9 protein-coding genes are annotated in these 11,570 nt (G+C 43.1%); 4 read left to right on the top strand and 5 right to left on the bottom strand.

Features of this window, described 5'->3' with window-relative positions; all coding sequences use genetic code 11:
* The first annotated feature begins 24 nt into the window (after nucleotides 1-24).
* Nucleotides 25-588: a Uma2 family endonuclease gene (locus QUB13_RS14790; RefSeq protein ID WP_333381990.1), complete on the top strand. Its 564-nt coding sequence runs from the start codon at nucleotides 25-27 to the stop codon at nucleotides 586-588.
* A gap of 72 nt (nucleotides 589-660) precedes the next feature.
* Here QUB13_RS14790 and QUB13_RS14795 read toward each other — a convergent pair whose 3' ends face one another.
* On the bottom strand, nucleotides 661-6,174 hold the full coding sequence (locus QUB13_RS14795; RefSeq protein WP_333381992.1) for a trifunctional serine/threonine-protein kinase/ATP-binding protein/sensor histidine kinase: 5,514 nt from the start codon (nucleotides 6,172-6,174) through the stop codon (nucleotides 661-663).
* 542 nt (nucleotides 6,175-6,716) lie between these two features.
* On the bottom strand, nucleotides 6,717-7,163 hold the full coding sequence (locus tag QUB13_RS14800; protein ID WP_333381994.1) for a KTSC domain-containing protein: 447 nt from the start codon (nucleotides 7,161-7,163) through the stop codon (nucleotides 6,717-6,719).
* A 433-nt stretch (nucleotides 7,164-7,596) separates the two neighbouring features.
* Between QUB13_RS14800 and bchB the strand changes: the two genes are divergently transcribed.
* Genes bchB through QUB13_RS14815 form a run of 3 tightly spaced genes read left to right on the top strand, consistent with a single transcriptional unit; the run spans nucleotide 7,597 to nucleotide 9,909 of the window.
* The gene (bchB, locus tag QUB13_RS14805; RefSeq protein ID WP_333087369.1) at nucleotides 7,597-9,123 is read left to right on the top strand and encodes a ferredoxin:protochlorophyllide reductase (ATP-dependent) subunit B; all 1,527 of its coding nucleotides are present in this window, start codon (nucleotides 7,597-7,599) and stop codon (nucleotides 9,121-9,123) included.
* A 52-nt stretch (nucleotides 9,124-9,175) separates the two neighbouring features.
* On the top strand, nucleotides 9,176-9,586 hold the full coding sequence (locus QUB13_RS14810) for a type II toxin-antitoxin system RelE/ParE family toxin (protein WP_333381996.1): 411 nt from the start codon (nucleotides 9,176-9,178) through the stop codon (nucleotides 9,584-9,586).
* On the top strand, nucleotides 9,583-9,909 hold the full coding sequence (locus QUB13_RS14815) for a helix-turn-helix domain-containing protein (RefSeq protein WP_333115471.1): 327 nt from the start codon (nucleotides 9,583-9,585) through the stop codon (nucleotides 9,907-9,909). The genes QUB13_RS14810 and QUB13_RS14815 overlap by 4 nt, the downstream gene beginning before the upstream one ends.
* 70 nt (nucleotides 9,910-9,979) lie before the next feature.
* On the opposite strand, the gene QUB13_RS14820 is transcribed toward QUB13_RS14815, so the two are convergent.
* From QUB13_RS14820 to QUB13_RS14830, 3 genes are all read right to left on the bottom strand, one after another.
* Nucleotides 9,980-10,471, bottom strand: coding sequence for a PIN domain-containing protein (locus QUB13_RS14820; RefSeq protein ID WP_333382126.1), 492 nt, complete (start codon nucleotides 10,469-10,471; stop codon nucleotides 9,980-9,982).
* Nucleotides 10,416-10,709, bottom strand: a complete 294-nt coding sequence (locus QUB13_RS14825) for a hypothetical protein (protein WP_333381999.1) — start codon at nucleotides 10,707-10,709, stop codon at nucleotides 10,416-10,418. Before QUB13_RS14825 ends, QUB13_RS14820 begins: the two co-directional genes overlap by 56 nt.
* A gap of 68 nt (nucleotides 10,710-10,777) precedes the next feature.
* Complete coding sequence (locus tag QUB13_RS14830; RefSeq protein ID WP_333115466.1) at nucleotides 10,778-11,395, bottom strand: Uma2 family endonuclease; 618 nt, start codon at nucleotides 11,393-11,395, stop codon at nucleotides 10,778-10,780.
* Between the last annotated feature and the right edge of the window lie 175 nt (nucleotides 11,396-11,570).

Here is an 11,570-nt window from a genome sequence, read left to right on the forward strand (position 1 = left end):
AGACTTCATTACTCGATCGCAATTATGGTTGCTTTACCCGATCGCCCATTGATGAGCGCAGAAGAATACCTGGCTTGGGAACCCACCCAAGAAGAACGCTACGAGTATTGGGATGGCGAAGTAGTCGCCATGACCGGCGGCACCCGCGATCACAATCGGATTTCAGGAAATTTCTTCAGGATACTAGATGATGCCCTTGTCGATCGCCCTTGCGAACCTTACATCGCCGATGTCAAAGTCCAAGTGGAACCAGGGCGAAAGTATTTTTATCCTGATGTTGTCGTAACTTGCGACGATCGCGATAACGATCCGCAATTGGTGCAATTTCCTTCCTTAATTATCGAAGTTTTATCACCTTCAACTGAAGCCCTAGATCGCGGCGCAAAATTTGCTAAATATCGCCAATTTTCAACCCTGCAAGAGTATGTTTTAGTGCAAGTTCAACAGCCCGGAGTAGAACTATTTCGATGCAATCAACAGAGTCAGTGGGTGCTGTCAGAATATAGTTTGGGTGATTCTTTGCTACTAGAATCGGTGGGTGTGGAAATTGCGATCGCCGATTTATACCGCCAAGTGCAGTTTTCTTAGTCCGCAGAGGCGGACATTGTTTGTGTAGACGCGGTTTCAACCGCCGGATATTCGCCCAATATTCGCTATTTCTTACAAAACTTGCCGCGGGGCGATCGGAATCTCAATCACAAACTCCGTACCCTCTCCCGGTGCAGAAACGCAAGTCAAGTTTCCGCCGTGGGAACTAACAACAATCGAGTGAGAAATCGACAACCCCAAACCAGTCCCAGAACCCACCGGTTTAGTTGTAAAAAACGGATCGAATATCTTGTGTAGCACCTCAGCACTCATCCCCGGCCCGCTATCAGCAATTCTAATTATCGCCGAATTCCTGTCTGTCAGCTCCGTAGAAATTGTAATAGCCGGCTGTTTTTGAGAGCTTTCCGGGCAATCTCTTGCCAAAAGCAGCGCATCAATCGCATTGGTCAAAATATTCATAAATACCTGATTCAACTGCGACGCATAACAAGTAATTAACGGCAGTTTGCTATAATTTTTAATCACCTCAATTCCCAAACGTCCGCCCTCTTTCCTCAAGCGCGGTTGCAGCAGCATCACCGTACTGTCAATACCTTCATGGATATCAACCGACTTCATTTGCGCTTCGTCGAGGCGCGAAAAATTCCGCAAGCTCAGCACAATATCTCGGATTCTTTCCGCTCCAACTTTCATCGAATCCAGCAGTTTTTGCAAATCTTCGCTCAAAAATTCCAGTTCAATTGTTTCTATTTCCTCTAGAATTTCATCAACAGGTTCGGGATAGTTTTGCTGATAAAGCTCGATCAATTTCAGCAAATCTTTTACATATTCGCTAGCCGGATTGAGATTGCCGTAAATGAAACTTACAGGATTATTAATTTCGTGGGCAACACCAGCTACCATTTGCCCCAAACTAGACATCTTTTCAGTTTGGATTAATTGAGCTTGAGTGAGTTTTAGCTCGCGCAAAGTTTGTTCTAAACGCTCGTTTTTTTCATTTAACTCCTGCGTCCTTTCTTGCACTTTCTGCTCCACCGAATTGTAAAGCAGAGCATTGTCTAAAGAAATTGCAACTTGGGAAGAAAGCAGCCTTAAAACTTCTAATCTGTGGGCATTAAATGCTCCGATTGTTAAGTTATTTTCTAAATAAAGAATGCCGATTAATTTGCGTTGATTGACTATCGGCGTACACAAAAGAGATTTGAGCTGGTGTTTTACCACATAAGGATCTGCCGTAAATCGCCCCTCAGCCGTCGCATTGCTCAACACCACGTCCGAGCGAGTTCTTTCCACAAAATTAATCACCGTCACAGGTAAATCCTGACATTCTTCAACAGGCGTAAATTGCAGCACCGCTACATCTTCAGCAATTACTGACGCTTGAGCTGAAATTAACAATTTTTCATCTCTCACCAAAATCAAAGAACCGGATTGTGCGCCCGCGTTTTCCAGCGATATTCTCATCAAAGAAGCCAGCAATTTGTCTAAAACAATTTCGCTGGAAATCGCCAGAGATGCTTTCATTACACTTGCTAAATCTAGCACTCTCGCATCGCTGCCAGTAGAAGTATGAATAGTTGTTGTAGTTGGATTGTTGTTAAAACTTCCGTGCAGCGGGGTCATTTCTCGCAACTGGGGATACTTTTGTTCTAAATCTTCAACTTTGCGGACAGCGCCCCAGCGCAAGTAGCACGAGTGAGCTTCGCGCAAGTGGATTTTGGCATATTGATATTTACCTTTACTCAACCAAAATTTGGCGGCTAGTTCGTTAGCGAGGGCTTCATTTTGGATAAATTCGTTGTCTTGAGCTAAGTTTATCGCGAAATCGTAAAGCTCTACAGCTTCTGAGTCTTTTTTGGTAATTCTAGCTATTTCTGCTTGTACTAAAAGGTATTTGTGCAGAAAGTTTTCGCGACAGTTGTCCGCCCAAATCTTCATCTCTTTTTGATTGGCTTCTAATTTTTTCAGGTATTGTTTTTGCTTGTCTTTTGAAACAGTGGGAAAAACTGCCGCTAAAACTAGAGAAAAGAAAAAGTTCCATTCGGTAGCGGGTATTGCTGCAGTAATAAAAGATAGCTGCTTTTCTACTTCCAAAGCTAGTTGCAGCGCTTCGTTGTAGTTGCCGTACCAGTACATTACCTGGCATTTGCGAATCTGATAAAGGCACAGCGAGTACAAATTTTGATGAGCTAGACAGTTTTGTACGTATTCAGCTTCGCTGATATCTTCGCTCTCAAATACAAACTTGTCAGAAGTGAGTTGGCTCAAGTTGCGGAGAATTAACTCTGCTCCTAATAATATATCGGTAACAAGTTGATTTTTGGTTTTTTGGCTAAATAGCAAATATCTACTGGTGTCTGCCAGCATGAGGGATATTTCTTTTCCTTGGAAAAAGTAGTTGGCTATGCGGTTGGAGAGAATATAACCCGCGTATTCTAAATCTCCTGATTCTAAGGCAGCTTGATATCCTTCATTGCTGATGGCGTGGCAATCTTTGATATGGTTGAACCAGTAATAAAAAATACTGACTAAGGAGGAACAAGCTCTGCATTTCAAGCCGATATTCCCAGATTTTTCGCTCAAATTTAGGGACAACATGGCAAATTGATAAGCTGCTTTGTAATCTCCATAAACAGCGTTTAAGAACATACCGTAGCCCGCGTAGCAGAGAGATGCTTCGGGAACTAAACCGTAGGTGAGAGAGAGATTGACTCCTTTTAAGACGCTGACTTTCCACAAGTCGGGATTTTTTAGGTAAGCTGATGTTAATAAGTTTGTGATTAATTTGACGGCAACTTTTTTGTCTGGTACCGTCATTTCTGGTGCGTCAATTAAGGAAGAGATGTCTTTACCTGCTAAAAGTTTTTTGGCTGTTGCTGATTCTTCGGAGATGACTTTTTGCAGCCCGTCTAGCGGTAAGTCAATTCCCAGCAAGTTCAAAGCTTGGATTCCGGCTTTAACGGCTTCTTCGTACTTGGCGCGGAGGGTGTACTGCACGATCAGCAGGTTGTAAATTTCTACTTTTTCTAAGGGCGATCGCGCTTTTTGCAAAGTTATGTTAATAAATTCTTCTGAATGCTCGAAATAGCCGTTTAGATACTCAACATTTGCCCGCTCCATGTGCAGAGCAAAGGCTAAGTCGTAGTAAAAATCCCAAATATCGGCCGTCAAACCGTCCATACCAGCAGTCAAATACTCCAAAGCCGCAACATAAGCCGTGGCATCTTTAGCTCGGCGGGCGGCGTCTAAATTCAGGGTTGCTAGTTCAATTAATTCTCGCTCGTCTCTAATTAGCGATCGCGCTACATTCAAGTGATCGACTAATTCAAAAATTCTGTCAGCGCGATACTCAGCCGGAGTGTTTTCGAGGATTTGCCTGCCTATTTTCAGGTGAACTGCCTTTTTTTCCGAGTCGTCGATCAGAGCGTAAGCTGCTTGTTGTACGCGATCGTGCAAAAACTTATAATTCAGAATCAACAGCGGAAACATCACATAATCTAAGGACTTGCTTTCCAATTCCGAAGTTGGCAAAATCAGTCCCGACTTAATCGCCGGCAGTAAGTGCGAAAAAGTTTCCGACGCTTCTTTTTCATTAATTAAAGAAAGAGTATTTAAATCAAATTCGTTGCCCAAACAAGCCACTAAACGCAAAACTTGCTGCGTTTCCAACGGCAGTTTTCTCAACTTCTGCACCATCAAATCTACAACATTGTCAGTGATAGCGCACTGCTCAATTTGAGTCATATTCCAATGCCAGCCGCCCTTGCTCCCAGACTGAGGCGGATGAAAAACTAGCAGGTTTTCTTGATACAATGTTTGCAGAAATTGATTAACAAAAAAAGGATTACCGTCTGTTTTGTTGACAACCAGTTCAGCTAAAGGTTTGACAGATTCGCGATCGCTGTGCAAAGTTTCGGCAATCAAATCAGTGATATTTTCGACCCCCAGCGGCGACAAAGCAATCTCATTAATGATGGCTTCCTGATTTCGCAGCGTCTCCACAGTCATCATTAAAGGATGAGTGGGACTGACTTCATTATCCCGATAAGCGCCGATTAAAAACAGATATTGTGTAGCTTCATCTGTCATCATTAATTCGATCAGCTTGAGAGTCGCAGAATCTGCCCACTGCAAATCGTCGAGAAAAATCACCAGCGGATGTTCGGGCTGACAAAATACGCGAATGAAATTTTGAAATACTAAATTAAAGCGGTTAAGAGATTCTGTAGACCCCAATTCAGCGACAGGAGATTGAGCTCCGACAATTAGTTCAATTTCGGGAAGTATATCAATAATAATTTGCCCGTTTTGACCGAAAGAAGTGCGGAGTTTTTCGCGCCAAACTGCCAATTGAGCTTCACTTTCAGTTAATAGTTGCCGCACTAACTCCGAAAAAGCGCTGACAACTGCAGAGTAAGGAATAGTCCGTTTGTACTGGTCAAACTTTCCCCAAATAAAATAACCGCGCCTGTGGGTAATGGATTTGTCTAAAATCTTCACCATTGCAGATTTGCCAATGCCGGAATAACCAGCAATCAGCATCATCTCGCTGCGGGATTTATGCTGTCCTCTCGCCAGCACTGACAGGGCGCTTTCTTTTTTCGATTTGAGTTCTTTCTTGATGACAGAAATTTGCGATTGTTCGAGGCGGTAGGCTCGGTTATTTGTAGCGGCTACCCGTTCAAATGCTGCTAAAAGAGTTTCAACTTCTCGCTGTCTGCCGTAAAGTTTTTGAGGAATTTTAAATTTGTCTGAAATATCTTGGTGTCCGAGAGCAAACTCGGTAATAATTCCAGATGTTTGCAACTGAAACAAACAAGCTTCCAAATCTGCTTTGAGCCCCCAAGCACTTTGATATCGATCCTCAGCGGTTTTCGCTAACAATTTCATGAGAATATCTGAAATAGCTTTAGGAATTTCTAGTGCAATTTCAGCGATGGGTACTGGCTGTTTGGCGATATGACAGTGAACTAACTCCATCGGATCGGTTGTGGGAAAAGGGAGCTGTCCCGATAGGATTTCATAGAAGGTAACGCCTAGGGAATAAAAGTCTGTACGGTAATCAATTACCCGGTTCATTCTGCCAGTTTGTTCCGGCGACATATAAGCTAAAGTGCCTTCTAAAAAATTAGGATCTTTATTGGGAAAGTCTTCTAGATCGGATGCAGTTGAGATACTAAAATCTATGAGTTTAACTTGTCCGGTAGCTGGATTAAAAACTATATTAGAGGGGTTAATATCTTTATGAATTACATTGCGAGCGTGAATTTCTCCCAAGGTTTCAGCAACTTTGATGGCTGCAGTCAAAAATCCTAAGATTGTAAATTTTTGGGAAGCCATGAAAATCCTCAAAGATTCGCCGCCAAAATCTTCTAAAATCATTGCCAGACTATTTCTAACCTGCTGCAATTTGTATACTTTAACAACTCCTTCCAGGAGGTTTAAATTGGCGGTAATCTCATATTCACGCTTGTATCTATTGAGTTCTTCGGGAGTCGGATAGTCTTCTTTGATCAGTTTGATAATAACGGGTTGGTTGTCTTGCTCGTTGCGGCCGCGGTAAACCAGGGAAGTGCTGCTTTCATAAATGAGAGCGAGAACTGCAACGCCGGGAATTGCCATCATAGTTGGGTTCTCTCAAATTAGGTGTGCTTGGTCAATATTACAGGACTTACGCGCGGCGGGCTAGAAACCCGATTGTTTCGTTGCTAGTCGTTGACAAACCCCAGATTTTTTCCTATAAACCAGGGTTTTTTCGTAAATCCTATGTTATTCTTCATTATCGCTTAAGAGCTATCTTTTGGGGTGTGTGGGAAGATCCGCCTTGACAGGAAAGAGCTGCTGCTTTCTAAAGCGCCCTGGGGCTTTCGTCACCTCAGCAGTTAGGTAAACAAAAGCACAAATAGAGAATTTGTGCAAGGATTTGGTATAAGGATCGATCGCACGGCTGACAAAAAAACAATCTCACCTTTGCTTTTATAGTGCGATCGCTTGCGAGACTCGCGATATCTGAAGCTCGCACTGCAAAAAAACGCTTTTTGCCAAAAGGAGACGATCCTAAAAAAACAATCTCAGCTTTTAGGAGATTGCTTGAATTTAGCTTGTTTGTAGTGAAAATAGGCAAGTTATTACACCTCGCTCAAACCGCTTTTAGGTGCAACTTCTAACTACGCTGGTTCATCTACACGCTGGCTCGAATAATAACCTTTAATCTCGGAGTTAAAAAATCTGCCTGTAGAATCGGCATCTTGCAGAGATTCCCAAATTTCCGGTTCTACGTCGCTGTATTGATAGACTGAGCCGCTGCTAAATTCTATTTGTAAAACTTGCTCTTCTTCGTTGTATCCGATCGCTCTCGCCATTTGGGAATCTACGGACATCATAGCAATTGGTTCGCCGCAGGGAGCAATTTCTGGTAATTCAATAGCGCCATTGAGTTCGGTGGAATCTGTATTGGCGATGAAATCAACCATTTGCAGGCCGTGCATTGCAGCTTCGGGTGCGGCAATTTCGATAAATTCGATTTCTGCGCCGCGATCGATCAACAGTCCTAACTGGCCGTTAGAGTGACCGACTGCTAAGACGCTGCTCAAGTCAATTTTGGATAGTTTCATGGGATTTGTCAAGAATTTGTTTTAGGTCAATATTTCCCCTAATTAAGCAAGTTTCGCGACAGAGGAAATAGTAGATTAATTAATAGTGTATTGTATGTTGTTTAAAAAGTCAATAATATAGTTGGGCGAAAACTATTGTAGCAATTTAGGGGTCAGGTGCGGCTGGGGTATCCTAGGTTAATAAGATGTGTCCGGTTCTTAACGAAACTTGACAATACATTAAGAATTATTGCCATAAAACAAAGGTAAAATTGTGGGAAGGGCGAGTGAAAACTTAGCCAGCAAAAGCGTTTGAGGATTTTTCTCATCTGTAAATCTTCAGAAAGTTATTATTTCTAAAGGATTCATCCGGTGAGAAAATCGGAAACAACCTTAAAATTTAGCAGTAATCGCCCGATCGGGCAAATCTCAACCAACATCAGGAAAAATACCTATGAAATTGGCTTATTGGATGTACGCAGGCCCAGCCCACATCGGCACTTTGCGCGTGGCCACTTCCTTCAAAAACGTCCATGCGATCATGCACGCACCGATTGGAGACGACTATTTTAACGTCATGCGTTCCATGCTGGAGAGGGAACGGGATTTCACCCCGGTAACTACCAGCGTCGTTGACAGACACGTACTGGCGCGGGGATCGCAGGAACGGGTGGTGGACAACATCACCCGCAAAGACAGAGAAGAACACCCAGATTTAATCGTGCTCACCCCGACTTGCACCTCCAGCATTCTGCAAGAAGACTTGGAAAACTTCGTGGAGCGAGCTCAATTGGATGCCAAAGGCGATGTATTGCTGGCGGATGTCAACCATTACCGCGTCAACGAATTGCAAGCTGCCGATCGCACTTTAGATCAAATCGTCCAGTTTTACATTAACAAAGCCCGCAAAAAAGGCGATTTAGTAGAAGCCAAAAGCGAAAAACCATCGGTCAACATTATCGGTATGTCTACGCTGGGTTTCCACAACCAGCACGACTGCACCGAGTTGAAGCGTTTGATGGCAGATTTGGGAATTGAAGTTAACGAAGTTATTCCCGAAGGTGCTTCGGTTCACAACTTAAAAAGACTGCCGCGCGCTTGGTTTAACTTGGTTCCTTATCGGGAATTGGGGATGATGAGTGGGGAGTATTTGCAAAAAGAATTCGGTACGCCGATGGTGGATATTACGCCGATGGGTGTGGTAGAAACTGCGCGCTGTATCCGCAAGATTCAGCAAGTTTTGAATGCTCAAGGTGCGGATGTTGATTACGAAAACTTTATTGACCAACAAACTCGATTTGTGTCGCAGGCTGCTTGGTTTTCGCGATCGATCGACTGCCAAAACTTAACCGGCAAAAAAGCCGTCGTATTTGGCGATAATACGCACGCTGCGGCGATGACGAAGATTTTGGCTCGCGAGATGGGAATCCACGTTGTGTGGGCTGGAACCTACTGCAAACACGATGCTGACTGGTTCCGGGAACAGGTTAGCGAGTATTGTGATGAAGTGCTGGTGACGGACGATCACGGGCAAATTGGAGATGCGATCGCCAAAGCGGAACCTTCGGCAATTTTCGGCACGCAAATGGAACGCCACGTCGGTAAGCGGTTGGATATTCCGTGCGGTGTAATTGCTGCACCGATTCACGTCCAAAATTTCCCGATCGGCTACAAGCCATTTTTGGGTTATGAAGGCACGAATCAGTGCGTAGATTTGGTCTACAATTCCTTCACTTTGGGAATGGAAGACCACTTGCTGGAAATCTTCGGCGGCCACGATACCAAGGAAGTAATTACCAAGGGTATTTCGGCAGATTCTGATATGAATTGGACGAAGGATGGACAGGCGGAGTTGAATAAAATTCCTGGTTTCGTGCGCGGTAAGGTGAAGCGAAATACTGAGAAATTCGCCCGCGAACGAGGGATTGAGAAGATCAATGCTGAGGTGTTGTACGCGGCCAAGGAAGCTGTCGGCGCGTAGTTAGTTGGGTAAGGGCATCTACAAAAGATGCCCTTGCTTATTTATCAAATTATTGTCTGACTTGTTTTTAGAGAAATTTCCATATAAAATGAGTGATAGTGAGGACATTATAGAGATTGCTTTACGACCTCTTGTTTGGATGGGAGACTCTCGCAGAAATATCCGCGAGTTTCCTCAAGAGGTACAAAAAGCAGTAGGTTATGCGCTGCAACTGGTGCAAGCAGGGGAAACACCTTTACAAGCCAAGCCTTTTAAAGTGGTGGGTAGCGGTGTATATGAAATCGTAAAACGCTACGATAATGATACTTACAGGGCAGTTTACGCTGTAAAGATTGGGGAAAAAGTCTATGTCCTGCACGCTTTTCAGAAAAAATCAAAGCAGGGGATTAAAACCCCACAAGCTGATGTTGACCTGATTAAACAACGCTATAAGGATGCAGTGGCAAGGGAAGAACAAAAATGACCCAAGAACCCTTTTTTGAAGAAAGCAGCGGCAATGTATTTTCTGACCTCGGACTGGAGGATGCAGATGAACTTTTTACGCGGGGCAAAATAGGAATTCAAGTAATCCGTCTCCTGAAACAACGCAACTTAAAACAGCACGAAATTAGTCAAATTCTTGGCATTCCACAGCCAGAAGTATCTAATTTAATGAACGGAGAGTTTCAACGGTTCAGTGAGGGTAAACTACTGATTTTTCTCAAGCGACTCGATATGGAAATTACTTTGCATCTTCGCCCTCTTCATTCAGGCGATCGATCTGCTGAAACTGCGATCGTGCTATAGCTGTTAAGGCTTCATTATGCAAGTTTCATCGCCTATTGCGATCGCCTTTTTCCAACAAAGTGCGATCGGCTTAACCGGGCACTTGCACTAACCGCCTGACATCATCTCCCAGTCGAGTAAAATCATTAGGGTTAAGAGTCAATAACACATCCACACCTGCTTTCAGTGCAGCTTGAGCAATTAACCCATCGTAAATCCCTCCCCCTGGTAGGTTTAAACTAACCATTTTGCTTACTGTTGCTTGGTAATCCTCAGCAGTCAGAATAACTTTATTAAAACTACTCAAATTCTCTACAATTAACCGTTGTGCTAACCCAGGATTAATTCGAGGTTGACGAGGAATGCGAGTGAGTACGGAGTAAAGTTCAGCTATAGTATGAGTTGAGACAAATCCGTCAATCTCCTGCGATCGAACTCGCTCCAACCCAGATAAGCTTTGAGAGTGACTGGGATGATCTTCTATCAACGCTGCTATCAGAACGGATATATCAAATAAAACGTTAATTTTAGATAAACTTCCCGATTCTTTCTTCGCGCATATCGGGAATAATTGTATCCCAATTAATCAGTTCTTGATTTTTTATTAATGATGCTTTGACGACTAAGACTCCACGAACATAATGAACCTCGGACTCTCGATCCATATTTGCTGGTTCGGTGTTGCCAGTTTCATCTGGCGGCGAAGCTACTTCCTGCTTTCTCCGCTGCCATAACAGGAAATCAGCAAAGTTGAGGATTTCTTGCAGTTCGATTTCAGAGAAATTTTTCAGTTTGTCAAGAATTTGTTCTTGGATAGGCATCACGGCTATTTTTCCTTGCTTAACACGACCGCTAGATTCAGTTTAACACGAGGCAACTGAGATCGCCCTCACACCTCATTCTGATTATTCTCTTTTTCAACTTCCTCAAAATTGACTTTCTTATAAATAGCCGATAGAGGAACTTCAACCTCGAAGGAATTAAACACTAATGCGGTATCTTCCTCATCATACTCGGAATACAACCATCTTTTATTCTCGGTTTTAGAATACTGCTCAACATTAATTTGTGTTTGGTCAATCAGAATGTATTCTCGAAAACTAGGAATAGTTTTGTACAATTTAAACTTGTCACCTCGATCGTAATTTTTAGTAGACTTTGATAAAACTTCCACAATCACTTGAGGATTAGTAATCATGTCTGTGCGATTGTTGTGGTACTCAGGTTCCCCAAAAATTACCATTACATCGGGATAAGTGTAAAGTCGCACTTTTGGAACCCACAGACGCACGTCACCGATGAAGACATCATACTCTTGTTCTGGAAGAGCCAAATTTAAAGCAATGTAAACGTTTCCTGCGAGCCGATTGTGATTTGTAGATCCGCCTGTCATAGGAATAATTTCCCCGTTGAGATATTCGTTTTTATCTTCGGCTGTTTCTTCCAGTGCTAAATATTGCTCTTCTGTGAAGTAACGTTGCTCGGTTGTTGGCAAAGTGGTTGTCATGAAGATATTCTCCCACAAGGATGTTGAACAAATACTTTTTTGAATGCGATCGCTCAATTAAATGATAACGCACATTCCCAACCAAGCGATCGCCCTTATTCCTCTTTGTTCTTCTCAATCTCATTTTTTAGCTCATTTTTTGTCGCAAAATATACTTTTCTATTGACATCTACAA

The sequence above is a fragment of the Microcoleus sp. B4-D4 genome, assembly GCF_036705185.1.
In the GTDB taxonomy this organism is placed as follows: Bacteria; Cyanobacteriota; Cyanobacteriia; order Cyanobacteriales; family Microcoleaceae; genus Microcoleus.